Source organism: Stakelama marina (assembly GCF_018122655.1).
GTDB lineage: Bacteria > Pseudomonadota > Alphaproteobacteria > Sphingomonadales > Sphingomonadaceae > Sphingomonas > Sphingomonas marina.
Window position 1 is genome coordinate 674864 of the sequence record NZ_JAGRQC010000001.1, and the last position, 19508, is coordinate 694371.

The 19508-nt window shown below is 61.8% G+C and carries 22 protein-coding genes; 8 read left to right on the top strand and 14 right to left on the bottom strand.

Translation table 11 applies throughout. From position 1 onward, the window contains the following. Nucleotide 1 precedes the first annotated feature (1 nt). Complete coding sequence (locus J7S20_RS03195) at nucleotides 2-1447, top strand: pyruvate dehydrogenase complex E1 component subunit beta (RefSeq protein ID WP_284052780.1); 1446 nt, start codon at nucleotides 2-4, stop codon at nucleotides 1445-1447. A gap of 36 nt (nucleotides 1448-1483) precedes the next feature. Here J7S20_RS03195 and J7S20_RS03200 read toward each other — a convergent pair whose 3' ends face one another. From J7S20_RS03200 to J7S20_RS03210, 3 genes are all read right to left on the bottom strand, one after another. Beyond that, entirely contained in the window at nucleotides 1484-2044 is a 561-nt protein-coding gene (locus J7S20_RS03200) for a pilus assembly protein (RefSeq protein ID WP_284052781.1), read from the bottom strand. Nucleotides 2045-2139: 95 nt separating this feature from the next. Beyond that, on the bottom strand, nucleotides 2140-2766 hold the full coding sequence (locus J7S20_RS03205; protein ID WP_284052782.1) for a TadE/TadG family type IV pilus assembly protein: 627 nt from the start codon (nucleotides 2764-2766) through the stop codon (nucleotides 2140-2142). After that, complete coding sequence (locus tag J7S20_RS03210; protein ID WP_284052783.1) at nucleotides 2763-4604, bottom strand: pilus assembly protein; 1842 nt, start codon at nucleotides 4602-4604, stop codon at nucleotides 2763-2765. The genes J7S20_RS03205 and J7S20_RS03210 overlap by 4 nt, the downstream gene beginning before the upstream one ends. A gap of 107 nt (nucleotides 4605-4711) precedes the next feature. Here J7S20_RS03210 and J7S20_RS03215 point away from each other — a divergent pair, with 107 nt between their 5' ends. Together J7S20_RS03215 and J7S20_RS03220 are read left to right on the top strand one after the other, a co-directional pair. Then, nucleotides 4712-5383: a squalene/phytoene synthase family protein gene (locus tag J7S20_RS03215; RefSeq protein WP_284052784.1), complete on the top strand. Its 672-nt coding sequence runs from the start codon at nucleotides 4712-4714 to the stop codon at nucleotides 5381-5383. 50 nt (nucleotides 5384-5433) lie between these two features. After that, on the top strand, nucleotides 5434-5895 hold the full coding sequence (locus J7S20_RS03220) for an EF-hand domain-containing protein (RefSeq protein ID WP_284052785.1): 462 nt from the start codon (nucleotides 5434-5436) through the stop codon (nucleotides 5893-5895). Between the two features lie 12 nt (nucleotides 5896-5907). On the opposite strand, the gene trmFO is transcribed toward J7S20_RS03220, so the two are convergent. Beyond that, nucleotides 5908-7260, bottom strand: a complete 1353-nt coding sequence (gene trmFO / locus J7S20_RS03225) for a methylenetetrahydrofolate--tRNA-(uracil(54)-C(5))-methyltransferase (FADH(2)-oxidizing) TrmFO (RefSeq protein WP_284052786.1) — start codon at nucleotides 7258-7260, stop codon at nucleotides 5908-5910. An 86-nt stretch (nucleotides 7261-7346) separates the two neighbouring features. Between trmFO and J7S20_RS03230 the strand changes: the two genes are divergently transcribed. Continuing rightward, the gene (locus tag J7S20_RS03230; RefSeq protein WP_284052787.1) at nucleotides 7347-7979 is read left to right on the top strand and encodes a lysoplasmalogenase family protein; all 633 of its coding nucleotides are present in this window, start codon (nucleotides 7347-7349) and stop codon (nucleotides 7977-7979) included. Here J7S20_RS03230 and J7S20_RS03235 read toward each other — a convergent pair. The 3 genes from J7S20_RS03235 to J7S20_RS03245 all read right to left on the bottom strand — a co-directional run bounded on the left by J7S20_RS03235 (nucleotide 7916) and on the right by J7S20_RS03245 (nucleotide 9432). Beyond that, nucleotides 7916-8413 carry a hypothetical protein gene (locus tag J7S20_RS03235; RefSeq protein ID WP_284052788.1) on the bottom strand — a complete coding sequence of 166 codons (498 nt, stop codon included), beginning with the start codon at nucleotides 8411-8413 and terminating at the stop codon, nucleotides 7916-7918. The genes J7S20_RS03230 and J7S20_RS03235 overlap by 64 nt on opposite strands. Nucleotides 8414-8420: 7 nt before the next feature. After that, nucleotides 8421-8798: a hypothetical protein gene (locus J7S20_RS03240; protein ID WP_284052789.1), complete on the bottom strand. Its 378-nt coding sequence runs from the start codon at nucleotides 8796-8798 to the stop codon at nucleotides 8421-8423. Between the two features lie 85 nt (nucleotides 8799-8883). Then, nucleotides 8884-9432, bottom strand: coding sequence for a GbsR/MarR family transcriptional regulator (locus J7S20_RS03245; protein ID WP_284052790.1), 549 nt, complete (start codon nucleotides 9430-9432; stop codon nucleotides 8884-8886). Nucleotides 9433-9513: 81 nt separating this feature from the next. On the opposite strand from J7S20_RS03245, the gene J7S20_RS03250 reads away from it, so the two are divergent. From J7S20_RS03250 to J7S20_RS03260, 3 genes are all read left to right on the top strand, one after another. Continuing rightward, complete coding sequence (locus J7S20_RS03250; RefSeq protein ID WP_284052791.1) at nucleotides 9514-9957, top strand: DUF488 domain-containing protein; 444 nt, start codon at nucleotides 9514-9516, stop codon at nucleotides 9955-9957. Next, entirely contained in the window at nucleotides 9954-10373 is a 420-nt protein-coding gene (locus J7S20_RS03255; RefSeq protein WP_284052792.1) for a VOC family protein, read from the top strand. The genes J7S20_RS03250 and J7S20_RS03255 overlap by 4 nt, the downstream gene beginning before the upstream one ends. A gap of 99 nt (nucleotides 10374-10472) precedes the next feature. Continuing rightward, nucleotides 10473-11729, top strand: coding sequence for an MFS transporter (locus J7S20_RS03260; RefSeq protein ID WP_284052793.1), 1257 nt, complete (start codon nucleotides 10473-10475; stop codon nucleotides 11727-11729). A 92-nt stretch (nucleotides 11730-11821) separates the two neighbouring features. On the opposite strand, the gene J7S20_RS03265 is transcribed toward J7S20_RS03260, so the two are convergent. From J7S20_RS03265 to yaaA, 6 genes are all read right to left on the bottom strand, one after another. Beyond that, the gene (locus J7S20_RS03265) at nucleotides 11822-12139 is read right to left on the bottom strand and encodes a DUF6968 family protein (protein ID WP_284052794.1); all 318 of its coding nucleotides are present in this window, start codon (nucleotides 12137-12139) and stop codon (nucleotides 11822-11824) included. 90 nt (nucleotides 12140-12229) lie between these two features. After that, on the bottom strand, nucleotides 12230-12517 hold the full coding sequence (locus J7S20_RS03270) for a hypothetical protein (RefSeq protein ID WP_284052795.1): 288 nt from the start codon (nucleotides 12515-12517) through the stop codon (nucleotides 12230-12232). Nucleotides 12518-12739: 222 nt separating this feature from the next. After that, the gene (locus tag J7S20_RS03275) at nucleotides 12740-13084 is read right to left on the bottom strand and encodes a DUF952 domain-containing protein (protein ID WP_284052796.1); all 345 of its coding nucleotides are present in this window, start codon (nucleotides 13082-13084) and stop codon (nucleotides 12740-12742) included. After that, nucleotides 13081-15891, bottom strand: a complete 2811-nt coding sequence (gyrA, locus tag J7S20_RS03280) for a DNA gyrase subunit A (protein WP_284052797.1) — start codon at nucleotides 15889-15891, stop codon at nucleotides 13081-13083. Before gyrA ends, J7S20_RS03275 begins: the two co-directional genes overlap by 4 nt. A 120-nt stretch (nucleotides 15892-16011) precedes the next feature. After that, complete coding sequence (locus J7S20_RS03285; protein ID WP_284052798.1) at nucleotides 16012-16710, bottom strand: SDR family NAD(P)-dependent oxidoreductase; 699 nt, start codon at nucleotides 16708-16710, stop codon at nucleotides 16012-16014. After that, nucleotides 16707-17465, bottom strand: coding sequence for a peroxide stress protein YaaA (gene yaaA / locus J7S20_RS03290; protein WP_284052799.1), 759 nt, complete (start codon nucleotides 17463-17465; stop codon nucleotides 16707-16709). Before yaaA ends, J7S20_RS03285 begins: the two co-directional genes overlap by 4 nt. A gap of 173 nt (nucleotides 17466-17638) precedes the next feature. On the opposite strand from yaaA, the gene J7S20_RS03295 reads away from it, so the two are divergent. Further along, complete coding sequence (locus J7S20_RS03295; protein ID WP_284052800.1) at nucleotides 17639-18940, top strand: hypothetical protein; 1302 nt, start codon at nucleotides 17639-17641, stop codon at nucleotides 18938-18940. Between the two features lie 58 nt (nucleotides 18941-18998). Here the strand turns inward: J7S20_RS03295 and J7S20_RS03300 are convergent, their stop codons facing one another. Further along, entirely contained in the window at nucleotides 18999-19466 is a 468-nt protein-coding gene (locus J7S20_RS03300) for an Lrp/AsnC family transcriptional regulator (RefSeq protein WP_284052801.1), read from the bottom strand. Nucleotides 19467-19508 lie beyond the last annotated feature (42 nt).

Genomic DNA, 19508 nt, shown 5'->3' on the forward strand with positions numbered 1-19508 from the left:
GATGGCGATCGAACTGAAGATGCCGGCGCTGTCGCCGACGATGGAAGAGGGCACGCTCGCTAAGTGGCTGGTCAAGGAAGGCGATGAGGTCAAATCCGGCGACATCATGGCCGAGATCGAAACCGACAAGGCGACGATGGAATTCGAAGCCGTCGATGAAGGCACGATCGCCAAGATTCTCGTGGCCGAGGGCACCGACAATGTGAAGGTCGGCGCGGTGATCGCGATGCTCGCCGAAGAAGGCGAGGACGCCGATTCGATCGAGGCGCCGAGCCAGGCGGACAAGGCCGAGGCGGGCGAGGGTGCCAATGCCGCACCCAAGGAAGATCAGCCTGCTGACAAGGCACCTAACGCTCCCGAGAGCCCGACCCCGCACAAGGTAGAAACCGGCGCGCGCAAGATGTTCGACGCGGCCGAGCATGACGCGGAAAACGCCGATCCGGAAATCCCGGAGGGCACTGAGATGGTGAAGACCACCGTCCGTGAAGCGCTGCGCGACGCGATGGCCGAGGAGATGCGCTCCGACGACCGCGTGTTCGTGATGGGCGAGGAAGTCGCCGAGTATCAGGGCGCGTACAAGGTCACGCAGGGGCTGCTCGACGAATTCGGCGACAAGCGCGTCATCGACACGCCGATCACCGAATATGGCTTTGCCGGTGTCGGTACGGGCGCGGCAATGGGCGGTTTGAAGCCGATCGTCGAGTTCATGACGTTCAACTTCGCCATGCAGGCGATCGACCACATCGTCAATTCGGCTGCCAAGACCAACTATATGTCGGGCGGTCAGATGCGCTGTCCGATCGTGTTTCGTGGCCCCAACGGCGCGGCAAGCCGCGTCGCCGCGCAGCACAGCCAGAATTACGGCCCTTGGTATGCGAGCGTGCCGGGCCTGATCGTGATCGCGCCTTATGACGCGGCCGATGCCAAGGGCCTGTTGAAGGCTGCGATCCGGTCCGAAGACCCGGTCGTCTTCCTCGAAAACGAGCTGATGTACGGTCGTACCTTCGAGGTGCCGAAGCTCGATGATTTCGTGCTGCCGATCGGCAAGGCGCGGATCATGAAGCCGGGCAAGGACGTGACGATCGTCAGCTATTCGATTGGTGTCGGGGTCGCGCTTGAGGCAGCGGAGAAGCTCGCCGAACAGGATATCGATGCAGAGGTCATCGACCTTCGCACGCTGCGTCCGCTCGATAAGGCTACCGTTCTCAAGAGCCTCGCCAAGACGAACCGTCTGGTCGTGGCCGAAGAGGGCTGGCCAACCTGCTCGATCGCGAGCGAAATCGCGACGATCTGCATGGAGGAAGGCTTTGACGACCTCGATGCACCGGTGCTGCGCGTGACCAACGAGGACGTGCCGCTTCCCTATGCCGCGAACCTCGAAAAGATGGCGCTGATCGATGCCGACAAGGTCGTCGCAGCGGTCCGCAAGGTCTGTTACGTCGATTGATACCGAGTGGGAGGCACGGCTAGCCGGTGCCTCCCATCAGCAGGATGAAACCGGCGCGTTTTCGGTGTTGTAGATCTTGGTGAGGTCGCGTTTATCGCGGACCATCATCGACGCGGTTTCTATCATCGTGCGCGACGGTGATAGCGAGGTTTCGATCAACGGCTGATATTCGTAGAAGACTTCGACGAACATCGTCGCGCCGGTGTCGATTGCCGTGGCCTTGTGGTTGGTATTGCCGATTCCATCGAGGTCGGTGTCGCCCTGCTCGCCAAAGCTCGACTTATGAGTCGTGATCGCACCGCGACAACGCTGCCACTTGATCCGGAATTTCCCGCTGGTGTTGGGATTGCTCATCGGTTCGAGGTCGGAAACGATAACCCGTCCGCGCGTGTAGAGGTCTAGTGAGCCAGCCTGCAGACCGGCACCGGTTAGCAGGTCGTTGATATCGCTCTCGCTGATCGTTTTTGCCTGAAGCTGGCTGCCGGTGCCGATCCGCGAAGCGTTATCGGCAATATGCAACGCCAACTGGCTTACGCGCATCCGTGTAATAGTATAGTTCGTAATCTCGGCCCCGGTTAGACTAAGAGTCAGGAACAAGGGCAGCGTTAACGCGAACTCGATCAGCGCAAGGCCGCTTTGGTCACTGCAAAAGCGCGTGGCTCGGCGTACAAGCTGCGGAAGCGATCTTGTCCTCATGGGCAATTCCGTATCTTTGCTGTGCCATAGCTCTGTTGGTCGCCAAAGGGCTGGTTACGCAGGACGGTGACGGCCTGGACGCTGGTGGTATCGCTGCCGCCGATGAATTTCTGAATTGGGAACATACGCGGATAGGTGACCGTCACGGTGTAAACCGTCGCATCCCGCGCGCCGCCCTGACCCTGGTCGCCGCCATCCTTATCCCAGACATTGTTGAGGTTGGCGTCCTCATAGGGCTCGCCAGCATCGCAGATGCCGTCGCCGTTGGTGTCGGTCCAGTCTTCGGGCTTCGCAGCGGCGGCTTCGGTGAAGGTGCGATAGAAGCGCCGCTTTATCTGCACGTCAGCATTGTTCGCCAACGCTTTTACATTTTCCTTCACCGTGTCGTCGATGAACTGTTGTTGTTGCTGACTGCTTCCTGTTTCCAGGGCTGAGTCGCGCGCTGCTTTCTGGACAACGCCCTGAAGCGCGGCATCCATATACAAGGTGTGCGCTACGTCGAATCCCCCAAGAAGCATGATGCACATGACGGGGGCGACCATCGCGAATTCGACAACGGTAATACCGCGCCGATCCTGTGAAAGGACGCCAATCGACGTTCTGACGGGTAGCCATATCGTCATTTGGTCAGCCTCAATTGCGAAATTTCATCGGCGATCTGCTTAAAGGTCGATTGCAAGGCAGCCGCGTTCGTTGCTTTGAAATACCGGCCGGGGGTAGCGCATTTCTGAAGCCGATTTTCGGTGGAGGTTTCAAGGTCGCCGAAAGCAATTACCCAAAGGGTAATATTCTTGTTCTTTATCGCGGTGCAGAGTGCTTCCGTCCGGGCATTGACTTGCTGCGTTAACGTGCCTTTTTCGCCGCAGCCGGCACTCGGCGCACTATTTGGATCGGTTTCTCGACGGTCGAACCAATTTACACCGTAGGCGGTGTAATTATTAGTCCCGGTACATGCGTCACCGTCGGTCATGAAGATCAAGTGACGCTCAATTTCGCCGCCCTTGGCGGTCAACTTGTTGTCCGCCGCGAAAATCCCGTCGGGCGACATGAGACGCGCGCCCCACAACAGGCCGATATCGTGATAGGTGTTACCCTCCGCTTTTAGGCTGTCGACATAGTTGTCGAACGCGACAGGGTCTTTCCATTCGCTGAGACGTGTTGCTTCGGTAGGACAAGCGTAATAAATGTCCGAACCATAATTTGTTGTTGTGCCGTTTACCGGGTCGATATCGTAGTAGCCGGAAAAGCCATTATAGTAGGGGACGCGCTTTCGCGTGTAGATCAGGTCGGGTAGCGCAGGACCCCACTGAGTTCCTGACGCGCCGGTTGGAACCATATCGATATTTAGATCGTTCGCACCCGCTGGAATCGGATAATATGTGCTCTTGCGGACCGTCGCGCGCTCTTCGATGCAACCATCCCATTTGATTGTCTTCATTGTTCCGTCGTCGCCGATCTTCAACTGAAACGAATGATTGAAGGTCGAACCGCTTTTCAGCGCGGATATGTCCTTGGTTATCTTGCCGTAATTCCAAACAGCAGGATTGTTGAGATGGTAACTCTTGTGCTCTAATCTGCATAAGTATTTATTATACGTATAAGAGACTTGATATTTTGTAGATTGAGTATCCGACGGAATCTGGCTGCAATAATGCCAGCCATCGTCTTGCCAGTTTGCGTCCCAATATCCGCCGTCGTCGACGCCGCCCGAAACAAGCTCTCTCGATTGATATGGCCAGCTGTCGGCGATCCACTGCGGCTTCAGCAAATATCCGACGTTGACGTTGGTGGCATAGGGCACAAAGCCGAAGCGAATCTGGACCTGATCGGAAGTTCCGCCTGAAGGCGTGCCCGTGGTGCAATTCGCGTTCGTATCGAGCCGGGCCATGATTTCGTAAAAGCACTTCACCGACTCTTTGAGCGCCGACAATTTCGTCTGGCTGTCGCCGGGTTGCGGATCGCCCATCGATCCGGTCGTATCGAGCACGAACATCACGTCGGTATTCGGCAGGCGCATTTCGGCGTCGCAGGTAACGGTCAGCGTCTTGGTCGTCTGGCCGAATATCCGCATCAGCGTCATGGGCAGCTGCGCGGACGCCTGGCCAGCCACCTTGCCGGCGCTTTCGGTAAACGTCTTGCTGACGTTGTCGGCGCCGTACAGTGTGTCGTTGATATTCGCGATGAAGAAGCGTTCCGCCATCTTCTTGGGGTAGTAATTGTCCTGCGACCAGGCGCCGCCACCCATTGCCTTGCGCCCGGCAAGCGCCCCGGCGTCGCAGGCGTGCTGCAGGCGCGTCTTGACGATGTACATGCGCGACAGGTCGACCCCGCCACCGACCATTCCGGCGAGCGGTATCAGCGCAGCGGCCATGATCGCCAGCGTGTTTCCGCGGACGTCTCCGGCGAGCCGCGACAGGAATGTGCGAGCGCGTTTCGCCCGGCGTTCGGACTTTTTCCCCATGCAATCGCTCTTATGATATTCCGGTCCAATGTCGGGTTATGGCCGACGAAGCGATAATGTCGGTTGAAGGGTTATGGTTAAGATCGTCCTTAAAATCCGGTGGCTTGATGGCTGACGTAACGGCCAATCCGGAGCGCCAGCTTGTCATGACCTACGCGCCGAAAGATGCGCGCCGGGCACTTTCGGCGTTGCTCGGGCTCGACGACGCGCTGGCCGGCGTCCTGCGCACGACGACCGAGCCTGCGCTTGGCCAGATGCGGCTTGTGTGGTGGCGCGACGCGCTGACCGACCTCGATGAAAAGCCACCGCCGGCAATGCCGGTTCTCGAGGCGCTGGCCGAGCATGTGCTTCCCTGCGCGATAAGCGGCGAGGCGTTATCGGCAATGTGCGACGGCTGGATGTTGTTGATCGAAGAGGAGCAGCTCAACCCTGAAACACTTGCGCGCTATGCGCAGTCGCGGGGTGCCGTGCTGTTCGGCGCGATGGCGAAGTCGCTGGCTGCGTCGGACAGCGCCGTCGCTTCGGCCGGCAAGGGGTGGGCGCTGACCGATCTCGCGATCCATCTGCGCGATGCTGATTTGGCGAGCGAGGCGGCGGCGATGGCGCGACCGCTTCTGGCCGAGGCTGCGCGGCAGCGCTGGAGCAAGCGGGGCAGGGCGATCGGCGCGCTGGTACATCTGGCCCGCTTCGATAGCTCGGTCCCGCGCGGCGAGCCGATCCGGCCAGGATCGCCGGCGCGTGTGTCGCGATTGTTCTGGCACCGGCTGACGGGGCGCTAGGCGCGCTGTTCTGGTATCAGCGTTGAACGAGTACGAGGGGGACGTGCTGTATGTGGCGGTATCTGGCGGGGGCGGTTTCGGCGATGTTCTTTATCGCGGCGGGCTTGCTGCTCTACCGCGGCGACGCCGCGCCGAAACAACCCTTGCCCGGACCTCCGCCGAGCGCGGCGCCGGTCGCTGGTACAGCGCCGGACAAGGTTGCGGTCACCGCGCCGCCCAAAGCCACCGAGAAGACGCGCGAGGAGAAGCGGTTCGACCGCTATGACGACAATGCCGACGAAGCGATCACGCGCGACGAACTGCTGAAGTCGCGTCGGACGCGTTATGCCAATCTCGACACCGACCATGACGGCAAGCTGTCGTTTCGCGAGTGGGCGCACACGACCTATGACAAGTTCGACAAGGCCGATGCCGACAAGTCTGGCACGCTCAGCCGCGTCGAATTCGCCACGACGCGCCGAAAGAGCAAACCCAAACCCAGGAAACCGGCCTGTTCCTGCGCCGGCGATTAGCCGTTCATTCCGTCAGGCGGCGAGCCAGTCGTTCAGCGCTTCGCGGGCGCGGGCGGTGTAGCGCTTCTTGCGATCGGCTTTCTTCATCTTGCCGGTGATCGGCGGGAACAGTCCGAAATTGACGTTCATCGGCTGATAAGTCTCTGCCTCGGCGCCGCCGGTGATATGACCGAGCAGCGCGCCGAGCGCGGTTTCGGGCGGGGGCGGCGCCATCAGCGCGCCGTCATGCTCGACCGCGGCGAAGCGGCCGGCGAGCAGCCCGATCGCGGCGCTTTCGATATAGCCCTCGCACCCCGTGATCTGCCCGGCGAAGCGGATATTGGGCCGCGCCTTTAGCCGTAGCGTGCTGTCGAGCAGCTCGGGTGAGCGGATGAAGGTGTTGCGGTGCAGTCCGCCGAGCCGCGCGAACTCGGCATTTTCGAGGCCGGGGATGGTGCGGAACAGCTCGACCTGCGCGCCGTATTTGAGCTTGGTCTGGAAACCGACGATGTTCCACAACGTGCCCGAAGCATTGTCCTGACGGAGCTGCACGGCGGCATAGGGCCAGCGCCCGGTGCGCGGATCGTCGAGCCCGACGGGCTTCATCGGACCGTGCCGCAGCGTGTCGATACCGCGCTCGGCCATCACCTCGATCGGCATGCAGCCGTCGAAATAGGGCGTGTCCTTTTCCCAGTCCTTGAACTCGCCCTTTTCGCCGTCGATCAGTCCCTGGACGAAGGCGATATACTGTTCCTTGTCGAGCGGGCAGTTGATGTAATCCTTGCCTTCGCCCTTGTTCCAGCGGCTCTGGAACCACGCGACGTCGAAATCGATGCTTTCGCGATAGACGATCGGCGCGATGGCATCAAAAAAGGCGAGGCTTTCGGCGCTGGTCGCGTCGCCGATCGCTTCGGCGAGCGCGGGAGCGGTGAGCGGGCCGGTCGCAACGATGGTGAGCCCCTCGGCCGGAAGCGTCTCGACCCGTTCACGAACGAGCGTGATGTTGGGATGGTTTTCCAGCGCCTCGGTCACGCCGGCGGCGAAGCCGTCGCGATCGACCGCGAGCGCGGAGCCCGCAGGAACCTTGTGCTTGTCGCCCATCGCCATGATCAGCGAATCCATTGCGCGCATCTCGGCATGGAGCAGCCCGACGGCGTTGCTCTCCGCGTCGTCCGAACGGAAGCTGTTCGAACAGACGAGTTCGGCGAGCCGGTCAGTCTGGTGCGCCGGCGTCATGTCGCCAGAACCGCGCATTTCGGACAGGCGGACGCGCTTGCCGGCCTGGGCGAGCTGCCATGCCGCTTCGGACCCGGCAAGGCCGCCGCCGATGATATGGACGTCGTGATTCGTCTGGGATTGGCTTACGTTCACAGAATTCGCGTTCATCGTTGTTGAAAGTTGCGCGGCCCTGATCATTTGTTGCCGCTGCCGTCAATGATAGGGATCGGCGACGGAGTAGGACAGGGGGCGTGATGCGGATTTTGTGGTTTGCCGGATTGCTCGCCGGCGCGAGCTATTGCCTGGCGGCATGGCTTGGCTGGCACGGGCCGTTGGTCACGGTATGGAAGGGCGCGGGGGTCGGGCTGCTTGCGGCATGGGCGACGGCGCGGGTGCACTCGACCGATGGTGTGCTGCTCGCGCTGATGTTGCTATTCTATGCCACGGGTGACGTGCTGCTCGATGCGGTCGGACTGTCGGTGGGCGCGATCGCGTTCATGGCAGGGCATTTGTGCGCGATCGTGCTTTTCCTGCGTAACCGGCGGCTGCAATCGAGCCTGAGCCAGAAACTTCTCGGCCGCCTGATTGCGCCGCTGACGGTGGTGATCGCCGTTGCGCTGGTGTGGCGTGCGGGCAGCGAGATGGCGGTCGGCGTCTATTCGGGCGTGCTCGGCGTCATGGCCGCTACAGCCTGGCTCAGCCGCTTTCCGCGCTACCGAACTGGCATCGGCGCGGTGATGTTCGTCGCATCGGACCTGTTGATCTTTTCGCGCGCGGGTCCGGTCGGTGAAACGATGCTGCCCACCCTTCTGATCTGGCCACTCTATTTCGGCGGCGTGGCGCTGATGACCTGGGGAATAGCCGCGCGGTTGACTGCGGAACGCTGATTATGGCGAGTCTGCGGGGCAGGCCAGGTTGCACCGATGCGGCAAATAAGCGCGCAGATGGCACCGATGGCCCCGCAGGCGAAACCGGAGCTGGCAGTATCGCCCGCAACAAGAGCCGCCGGTCCGGCGAGCAGGGCCGCGCCGACCAGCCCCCACATCACCGGCAGACGCGCGATCTCTAGGTGCTTGCCGGCCCACAACATCAATTGTGTTCCAAACCATACTGGCAACAACGCGACGATTGTTGCCGGGATTGTCAGCATCAGCACGGACGATGCTGCCATTATTACCCCCTGCGGCGTGACTGCGACCGTGTCGTTGCTGGTCGCCAGATGCCCCAATCCGAGGATACACATGGTGACCGGTCCTGCCGCCAGCGCCGCCAGCGGCGCCCCGGAGCGAACCGTTCGGTGAGGCGAGGCGTATGCCATCATGGCATCCTTATACTGCGGGACTCGCGCCGCGTTCTTCGCTCAGCCAGTCGTTGACGGTCCGGCCAAACTTGGCGATCGCACCCATGTTCAGAAAGTGCATCAGGCCGAGCACCAAAACGGCGAGGCCGACCTTTGCACTGAGAAAGCGGATTGCCTCAGGCATGCTATGCGGTTCCGTGCCGAGACTGAGGGTCAGCGTGATGAAGCCGAGATTGATGAGATAAAATCCGACGACCAGCAGGTGGTTTGTTGAGCGCGCCAGCACCACATTCTGCCCGAAACATTGTTCGAGGAACACGATGCCGTTCTTGGACAATGTCCGAGCCACCCATATGGTGAGTGCAATCGTGATCGCGAGATAGAGCGCGTAAACGGTCTCAGTCATGGTCGTTCTCCTGTTAACAGTTGTTTCTGAAAATACCGAAATATTGGAATATTGCGGTGTGTAAGGCTGCTGATCGCAGACGGGTTCAGTTGTCCTGTTTATTGCTGCCGGGAATGAAGCGCGCGACCTTCGAGCCAAGCTTCATTAGCGTAACGAGCGTAGATTTCGGCAGCGATTTCACCTGATCGTACCAATTGGCGAGCGTGCCAATAAAGTCATGCATCCGAACGATACGCTCGCGCAGGTGTTTCGGCGCTGTAGGGTCCTCGTTCAATCGCTTCGCGAGGTCGTCGAGTAGTCGGATGGTGGGATCGATCTCACGCCGCTTCCGCTCCGCCGTAATGCGCATCAGCATTTCCCACAGATCGGTCTCGGCAATGAAATGGTCACGGCGGTCGTCCTCGATATGGACGCGGCGCACGATGTTGTACCCTTGAAGTTCTTTCAGTGCGGTCGAAACGTTCGAACGGGCGAGGCCGAGCGTATCGGTGATCTCGTCAGCAGGAAGCGGTCGATCCGAAAGATAGAGCAGCGCGTGGATTTGCGCGACAGAACGATTGACGCCCCATTGCGTGCCCATTTCACCCCAATGGAGCAGAAAGGCCTTGGCATCAGGGTGATCGGTGATCGGCATATTATCTTCCAGTTCTGTAATTACAGAAATATCTGGCTGCGCAGTTGTGTCAAGCCAGTTTCTGCCTACATCGAGGTCGAGATGAAGATATTCACGATCGGATATGAAGGCGCGACCGTCGATGAACTGATCGGCACGTTGCGGTCGGCGGGCGTCAAGCGGTTGATCGACGTGCGTGCGCTGCCGCTGTCGCGCAGGCCGGGCTTTTCGAAGACGGCGCTGGGAGCGGCGCTTGGCGAGGCCGGGATCGACTATCGCCATCTGAAAGCGCTCGGGACACCCAAGGAAGGGCGCGATGCCGCCAAGAAGGGCGACCGGGTGACGCTCGAAGCGGTCTATGCCGGGCAGCTCGACCTGCCCGAGGCGCAGGTGCAGGCGGCGCAGATGCGCGAATTGGCGGCCGAGATGCCGACGGCGCTGCTCTGCTATGAACGCGATCCGTGCATGTGCCACCGCACGCTGCTGCTCGAAGCCGAGGGCGAGGGGGCCGAGGTCGTCGACCTGTATGCCGGAGAGCCGGCATGACGCCGCCGCCGATCGAAGGGCTGCTCGAAACCGCGCTCTATATCAGCGACATGGAACGTTCGCGGCGTTTCTATGCCGAGATGCTCGGGCTCCGCGAAATGCTGGCGACCGACCGGCTAACCGCGTTCGATGCCGGATCGCGCGGGGTCCTCCTGCTGTTTCAGCAAGGCGCGACCAGCGAGGACTCGGTGAGCGAGGCGGGCACGGTTCCCGGTCATCATGGCAAGGGAAAGCTGCACATGGCGTTCGCCATCGCCGCCGGCAGCTATGACGCGTGGAAGACGCATCTCGAGTGTGCCAACGTCAAAATGCGCGGCGAGATGCGCTGGCCGAAGGGCGGTCGCAGCATGTACTTCGAAGATCCCGACGGCCACGTTCTCGAACTCGCTACACCGGGACTCTGGCCGAATTACTGACCTGCGGTTGCGCTGCGCGAAATCGCAGGTCCGCAATACGATATCGTCCGCGCGGACTTGCGACTTTCCAAAGCGGCGGCACTCGGCCACAGGGACGGCATGATCGGATTCGCACGCGACAATATTGGTTTCGTACGGGAAAATGCCCGCTGGATCGGCGGCGGATTCCTGCTGACGCTGTTTTCGTCGTTCGGGCAGACCTTTTTCATCGGGCTGTCGGGAAACGATATTCGTGCCACGTTCCATCTATCGGGTGGCGAGTTCGGCGGCTTGTACATGCTGGCGACGCTGGGGAGCGCGCTGACGCTTCCCTGGCTGGGGCGAACACTCGACCTGATGCCGGGGTGGAAGGTGGTGCGCTTCACCATGCCGATGCTGGCCGTGGCCTGTGTGCTGATCGCGGTTGCGCCGGGTATCGTGGTGCTCGGCCTGTCGCTCTACCTGCTGCGGCTGTTCGGGCAGGGCATGATGACCGAGACCTGCTATACCGAGATCGGACGCTGGTTCGTGGCGAACCGCGGTCGCGCGATGTCGCTGGTGACGCCGGGGCTGATGCTCGGCAACGGCTTGTTTCCGGTGCTGTTCGTGCTGATCCATTCGGGCGCAGGCTGGCACGCGGCATGGTTCGCATCGGCGGCGCTTATCGTGCTAGTCGGCTATCCGGCGATCATGCTGTTGCTGCGCGTTGAGCGCGTCCCGCATTCGAAAGAGGCGGCGTCCGCCAAGGCGCGTACCGCACGCGACTGGACGCGGGCTGAAGTGATCCGTGATCCGGTGCTGTACCTGTTGCTGACGGGGACGCTCGCGCCGCCGTTCATCGCGACGGTAATCTTCTTCCATCAGGGCTATCTGGTCGCGCTTCGCGGCTATGATCCGCTCGCCTTTGCCGGAGCGTTTCCGGTTATGGCGGTGACGACGGTGATCTTCGGATTCGTGTGCGGGCATCTGGTCGACCGCTTCGGCGCGCTGAAGCTGTTGCCGTTCTTCCTCGCGCCGCTGACCGTCGCGTCGCTCGCGGTCGGTCTGGTGACGCCGGTATGGGGCGTTTATCTGTTCATGCTCCTGCTGGGGATCAGCAACGGCTTTACCCAGAACCTGATGGGAGCGTTATGGCCTGAAGTATACGGGCTCGCCAATCTCGGCGGCATTCGCGCGATCACGGTGTCGGCGATGGTGCTCTCGACCGCGATCGGGCCGGGAATTACCGGCGCGTTCATCGACATGGGCGTGCCGCTTCCGACGCAGATGATCTGGATGGCGGGCTGGTGCGTGCTGGCGTCGCTGTTCCTCGGCTATGCGGCGAGAAAGGTAAGGGTGCGCGAGGCCGACCGGCTGGATTTGTCGGTAAAGGTGTAGGGCGACAGCTGAATATTGTGGTCTGCTGTTGGTGGGTTTTGCGACAGTCGTCTTATGGACAGCGAATGTCGAATAGCTGCCATCCGCGTTAGTCACATGTTGTTGTCTGGGTCCCATTCTCGAACGCTCGGAGTGACAGGTAAGCCAAGACTTTGCCCATCGAGCCATTCGACAACACGGCCATCCATGTTTCGAGCGGCGAGAAGGTCCGTGTGCGCCGTCATCATCGCAAGCAAAAGCGCTTGAACTTCATCGACACCACCAGCCCGTTTGGTCTTGCTTGTCTCTGGCCAAGCAATCTCATACCGACAGAAATAACTTCCGCCTTCCTCTTCGGGCTTGAAGAAACGACACGCCACCTCGTGCCCATCGACCTTGAACACGCGTCGAGCAATCACGTCATCAGTCATGCCAACTCCCATAGCATAGACCTAAGCTTACTTGCGAAAATCCGCAATCAGGGAAGCTGCGAGTGCGCGGGATCGGCCAACCTCGGGGCGTCAGCCGTCGCTCCGGCTTTCGGGGGCGATGACCTGCGGGAAGTGCTGCGCATCCCATTCGTCAGGACGGAATAGCACCTTTCCCCACTCAATTATCTGATCGCCTTCGCGATACGCGATAATTTGGACCGGCACCTCACCGCCCAAATCTTCCGGTCCGAGATGGAAATGATCGCTGCGCTCGCTGAGATGCTGAAGCTCGCGGACAAACAGATCGCGCCCATCCGGATTGAGCCATATCTCCAGCTCGCCATCTTTATTGGTGTTGATAGTAATGCGGGGCTTCATGGCTCCTCCTAACCTGAAGCTCGCATATTCCTTGGCAGCGCGGAAGGTCCGCTGCCGGGAAAGTCATTGAGGATTGGGAACGGCAAAAATTGGGGCGATAATGGCCCTATTTCCGTCGCGCTGCTGAATTCATTCAATTCAGCATCGATTGATCGTCACTCTCGCCAAAGACCCCGGATCAAGTCGGGGGTGACGGAGGTGAGGTGCGCGCCTCGTTGAACGTCAGCCCGCCACCGGCAGCTTCACCCGGCCGTCCTCGTCGCGTTCGAGGGGGCTGTAGGCGATGACCGTGTCGAGGCGGAGCTTGCCGTAGAGGTGGGGGAATTTCTGCCCGCCGCGCGATTCTTCCCAGCGGATCTGCGTGCCGACGACTTCGAGATCGACCTCGGCGATCCACAGGTCGGTCTGGCCCTCGAAATGCTTGTCGACGGTTTCGGTAAGCTGGTCGGCGGTCGACAAGTGGATATAGCCGTCCTTTTTGTCGATCTCCGCGCCCTCGAAGCGGTCGGCTTCGAGTGCCTGCATCTGTTCGTCGGTCAGTACCTTATAGGCTGCCTCGGGGGTCATTCCTTCTCCTCGTCGTCGCCCGATTCGTCGACGCGCTCGTCCATCGTCTCCGGCCCGGTGCCGTCATCGACGCGGATCGCGGCCTCCGATCCGTCGGGCGAAGCGTTTTCCGCCCGTTCTTCGGCCACCAACGCCTCGGCCTCGTTTTCGGGTTCCTCTTCCTCGTCGATGCGTGCGGCGGAGACGACATGCTCGCCCTCCGCGACGCGGAAGATGGTTACGCCCTGCGTGTTGCGGCCGGCGATGCGAATGTCGCCGACGGTCGTGCGGATGAGCTTCGCCTGATCGGTGACGAGCATCAGCTGCTCGCCATTATGCGCGGGGAAGCTGGCGACGACGGGGCCGTTGCGATCGGACATCACGATGTTGGTGATGCCCTGACCACCGCGGCCGGTGCGGCGATATTCATAGGCGCTGGTGCGCTTGCCATAGCCGTTGGCAGTGACCGTGAGGATGAATTCCTCGTCGCGCTCGAACTCGGCCATGCGTTCGGGCGACAGCGTGACTTCACGGTCGCCTTCCTTCCACGGCGCGGCCTTCAGATAGGCGTCGCGTTCCTCGGTCGAGGATTCGACGCCCTTGAGGATCGACATCGAGATCACCTGGTCGTCGCCGAGCAGGCGGATGCCGCGCACGCCCGTCGAGGTGCGGCTCTGGAACTCGCGCACATCGGTCGAGGCGAAGCGGATCGCCTTGCCGTCGCGCGTGGCAAGCAGCACGTCGTCGGTCTCGGTAAGAAGTTTGACGCTGATCAGCCGGTCGCTGCTGTCGTCGTCGAAGCGCATTGCGATCTTGCCGTTCGACGGCACGTTGGTGAACGCGTCCATCGAATTGCGGCGAACGGTGCCCTCGGCGGTGGCGAACATGACGTGAAGGTTCGCCCACTCCGCCTCATCCTCGGGCAGCGGAAGGACGGTCGAGATGACCTCACCATTGGCGAGCGGCAGCAGGTTGACCATCGGCCGTCCGCGCGTGGCGGGGCCGCCTTCGGGCAGGCGCCACACCTTCATCCGGTACACCTTGCCATGCGTCGAGAAGAACAGCACCGGCGTATGGGTCGAGGTGACGAAGAGCGAGGTGATTGCGTCCTCGTCCTTGGTCGCCATGCCGGCGCGTCCCTTGCCGCCGCGTTTTTGCGCGCGGAAGGTGTCGAGCGGGGTGCGCTTGATATAGCCCTGCATGGTCACGGTGACGACCATGTCCTCGCGCTCGATCAGATCCTCGTCCTCGATCCCGTCGGCGGCGGCGGTGATCTCGGTCTTGCGCGGGGTGGCGAATTCGTCGCGCACCGCCATCAGCTCGCCGCGCATCACTTCGTAAAGCTTGGCGCGGTTGGCGAGGATTTCGAGCAATTCGGCGATCGATTCGGCAAGCTTCGCCAGTTCGTCGCCGATCTCGTCGCGGCCAAGCGCGGTCAGGCGGTGGAGGCGAAGGTCGAGGATCGCGCGGACCTGCGCTTCGGACAGCGTGTAGGTGTCGCCCTCGACCTCATGCTCGACCGCTTCGACGAGGCGGATATAGCCGGCGATTTCGGCGATCGGCCATTCGCGCGCGAGCAAGGCGGCGCGGGCTTCGGCGGGCGATGCCGAACCGCGGATGATGCGCACGACCTCGTCGAGATTGGTGACCGCGATGACGAGGCCGAGCAAGACGTGCGCCCGGTCGCGGGCCTTGGCGAGTTCGTATTTCGAACGGCGGGTGATGACCTGCTCGCGAAACTCGATGAACGCCTCGAGAATTTCGCGCAGGTTGAGCAGTTCGGGGCGGCCGCCGCGGATCGCCAGCATGTTGGCGGCGAAGCTCGACTGTGCCGGCGTGTGGCGCCAGAGCTGGTTGAGAACGACCTCGGGCGTGGCGTCGCGCTTGAGGTCGATGACGATGCGCACGCCTTCGCGGTTCGATTCGTCGCGGATGTCGGAAACGCCTTCGATCCGCTTGTCCTTGGCGGCCTCGGCGATCTTTTCGACCAGCCCGGCCTTGCCGACCTGATAAGGGATTTCGGTGAGCACGATCGAGCGCCGGTCGCCGCGTGCCTCTACGTCATAGCGCGAGCGCAGCATCACCGATCCGCGCCCCGTCATATAGGCCGAGCGCGCACCCGAGCGGCCGAGCATCAGCGCGCCGGTCGGGAAGTCGGGGCCGGGGACGATTTCCTGCAGCGCCTCGTCGGTCAGCACCTCGCCGCCCGTCTTCGCATCGACGATGGCGAGGCAGGCATTCATCACTTCGCCCAGATTGTGCGGCGGGACGTTGGTCGCCATGCCGACCGCGATGCCGCCCGCGCCGTTGACGAGCAGGTTGGGAAAGCGCGCCGGCAGTACCTGCGGTTCGCTTTCGGTCGAGTCGTAGTTGGGCTGAAAATCGACCGTATCCTTGTCGAGATCGGTCAGCAGCTCGTTCGCAACCTTGGCCAGCCGCGCTTCGGTGTAACGCATCGCGGCCGGCGGATCGGGGTCCATCGAACCGAAATTGCCCTGGCCGTCGATCAACGGCACGCGCATCGACCAGTCCTGCGTCATACGCGCCAATGCGTCGTAGATCGCGGTGTCGCCGTGCGGGTGATATTTACCGATCACGTCACCGACGATGCGCGCCGACTTGCGATACCCGCGATTGTAGAAAAAGCCGCTTTCGCTGGCCGAATAGAGGATGCGGCGATGCACGGGCTTCAGGCCGTCGCGGACATCGGGCAGCGCGCGCGCCACGATCACCGACATGGCATAGTCGAGATAGCTCGACTTCATTTCCTCGACGAGGCTGATGGGGGAAATGTCCGAAGGGTCGGCGAGTACGGTCTCGTCGGTCAAGATTTCAGGCTTTCAGCTAGTGATTCAGATGATCGGTCGGGTCTAGCGGCTTGGGCCGCAATTGTCACGCGCGCGTACATACGCGCACGCGCGAGCGAGCGCGATGGATGCCGCCTGTGGTCAGGGTTGGATTTCCTCGCCGTCCCAGGCGAACAGCTTGCCCGAATCCGACGGCTTCAGCCCGTCGATCACGTCGAGAAGCTGCAGCGCGGCGCGGTCGGGATCGAACAGCTTGCCCGGTGCGACATTGCCCTGAAACGGCTTCGACAGCGCGGTATCGACCGTGCCCGGGTGCAGTCCGACGACGATCGACCGGCTGTTCGAGCGTCTGGCCTCGATCGCGGTCGAACGGATCAGCATGTTGAGCGCGGCTTTCGAGGCGCGATAGCCGTACCAGCCGCCAAGTCCGTTATCGGAAATGCTGCCGACCCGCGCCGAGAGCGCTGCGAAGACGGGCTTTCCGGCCGAGGGCATCAGCGGGACGAAGTGCTTGGCGACGAGCGCGGGACCGATCGCGTTGACCGCGAATTGTTGCGCCAGCCAGGCCGCATCGAGTTCCTTCAGCGCACGCTCCGGTCCGCGCTCGGCAGTATGAAGCAGCCCGGTCGCAACGAGGATCAGGTCGGGCGGCGGCCCCTTGGCCAGCTGGGCGGCCGCGGCGGCAATGCTGTCTTCGTCGGTGAGGTCGATATGGGCGTCGCCGTCGAACGAGCGGGCGAAGCGCCAGACGCGCTGATATTCGTCTTCTTCCGCCAGCGCCTGCGCCAGCGCGGCGCCGATGCCGCCCGACGCGCCGATGATGACGGCCGATCCGCTCATGCGCGGAGGAACTGCCAGTGATTCCCGGTGCTGGTTTCCGCGTCGAAGCGATATCCGTCGCTGTCGAACCCCTTCATCGCCTCGACGTCGGTGATGCGGTTTTCGCACATCCAGCGCGCCATCATTCCGCGTGCCTTCTTGGCGTAGAAGCTGATGATCCGCGGGCCGTTCGGGCCGGGATCGCGGAAATCGACGTTGACCACGCGCACCGTATCGGGAAGCTTGCCAGAAACGGCGCTCCAATATTCCTTGCTCGCGAGGTTGAGCACCGCGCCTGATTCTTCCGCCGCAACATCGTCGGCAAGCGCATCGGCGATCCGGCCCCGCCAATAGTCGTACAGCGTCTTTGCGCGGCCCGGCGCCCATTTGGTGCCCATTTCGAGCCGATATGGCCGCATCGTGTCGAATGGGCGCAGCAGTCCGTACAGCCCGGACAGGATGCGGACATGATCCTGTGCGAAATCGATCGCCGGACGGTCGAGCGACTGGACCTCGAACCCGGTATAGACATCGCCCGCAAAGGCGAACAGCGCGGGGCGTTCGGGCAGTTCGCCGAATTCGCGGAATCGCCTGGCGTTCAGGTCGGCGAGCTTGTCCGAAATGTGCATGAGCTCGGAAAGCCGCTTCTTGCCGAGCTTTGCCGCCGAACCGGCAAGCTTCTCAGCATCTTGTGCAAAGCGGGGCGAGCTGGGGGCGATATCGGGTAGCGCCGATTCGAAATCGAGCGTCTTGGCAGGAGAAAGTACTGCGATCATGGCCGATGCCCTAGCCGCGGTTCGGCATGTCGTCAAAGCGATGCAACCCGTCGCGTTCAAAGGACGTTCAGCCAGCGCCGGCTATAACCACGGGTGCTTGGCTTGTATGGCGCCGTAACGATCTTTAAGTCAGCGCCTCGTCAAGCGCACCCTGCAACAGGAGAGTAATCAGCATGAAATTCGTATCGAAGGCCGCGATGGCCGCGGCCCTTGCCGTCGGCATGACGGCCGCCGTTTCCGTCCCGCCGGCCTTTGCCAAGCAGGACAAGAAGGAAGAGGCTCCGCTAAAGGTCGGCAAGGAATTCCGTGTCGAGGCATTGGCCGCGCAAAAGGCGCTTCAGGCCAATGACAATGCGACGGCCAAGGCGCATCTCGAAAAGGCCGCACCGCTGGCCAAGACAGATGACGAGAAATATTTCCTGGCAACGCTGAGTCTGCCGCTCGCCGCGCGCGAAGGCGATCAGCAGGCCATGCAGAGCGCGCTGAAGACGCTTGTTGCAAGTCCGCGGGTGTCTGACGCCGACAAGGGCAAGTATAATTTCTATCTCGCCCGGATCGCGATGAACACCGACAAGGATGCGCAGGCGGCGCAGACCTATCTCGATCAGGCGAAGGCGCTTGGTTACACCGATCCCGAAATGGCGCTGTTCGAGGCCAGCCTCGCCGGCAAGAACGGCGATCCCGCAAAGGCGCTCGGCGCGCTCGACCAGGCGATTTCGGCACAGGTTCAGGCCGGCAAGAAACCGTCGGAAGATCTGTACAAATACGGTGTCGCCCAGGCGTATAAGAGCAAGAACGACGCTGAGACGATGAAGTGGCTGAAGCGCTGGATCGTCGCCTATCCGTCGCCGGAAAACTGGCGCCAGGTGATCGGCGTCTATCGCCAGAATGCCGACAAGGGCAATCTGCCCAAGGCCGACCAGCTCGACCTGTTCCGCCTGATGCGCGCGACGGATTCGCTGGCGAGCGAGCGCGACTATTTCGAATATGCGAACCTCGCGAACAACAGCGGTCTTCCCTATGAAGCGAAAACCGTGATCGATGCGGGTCGCGCCAGCGGCAAGCTTCCGGCCGACCAGCGTTCGGTGAACGAAGTCTATTCCTCGGCCAATGCCTCGATCAAGCAGGACACCTCGCTTGCCACGCTCGAGAAGCAGGCGCTTGCCGCCAGCAACGGCAAGCTCGCCCGCCAGACGGGTGATGCGTACCTTGCCAAGGATAATTACGCCAAGGCGATCGAGCTGTACAAAGCCGCTCTGTCGAAGGGCGGGGTCGACAACAATGTCGTGAACACGCGGCTTGGCATCGCACTCGCCGATTCGGGTGATCTGGCACAGGCTCAGGCGGCGTTCGACGCCGTGCAGGCGACCGGCGCGCGCGCCGATATCGTCGGCCTGTGGGAAACGTGGCTGAAGTCGAAGACCGGTGCGTCGGCATCGACTTCGGCGGCCGCACCGGCTCCGGCCGGCGGCTGATCCGGCTGAAAGACCAATGACGAAGGGGCAGCGGTTCGATCCGCTGCCCCTTTTTTTTTTAGATATCGGTGATCGGAATGCCGGGAAGCTGTTTCGATGTGCGGATCGTCAGCGATGTCTTCACGCTGGTGACGTTGGGTGCGGTGGTAAGCCGCGTCGTCAGCAGTTCCTGAAAGCTCTTGAGATCGGTCGACACGATCTTGAGGATGAAGTCGATCTCGCCATTGAGCATATGGCATTCGCGGACCTCTGGGATGCCCGCGACATGTTCCTCGAACGCATCGAGGTCGCTTTCGGCCTGGCTGCGCAGGCTGACCATTGCGAAGACGGTGATCGTATAGCCCATCGCCAGCGCATCGAGTTCGGCGTGATAGCCGTGGATCGCGCCTTCCTCTTCGAGCGCGCGCACGCGGCGCAGGCAGGGCGGGGCGGTCAGGCCGACGCGTTCGGCCAGTTCGACATTGGTCATCCGCCCATCGTCCTGAAGCAGCGCCATGATCTGCCGGTCGATCCGGTCGAACGCCATTGTAAATTCCCCCAGTTAATTGCTTTTGGTCTTAAAGGTCGC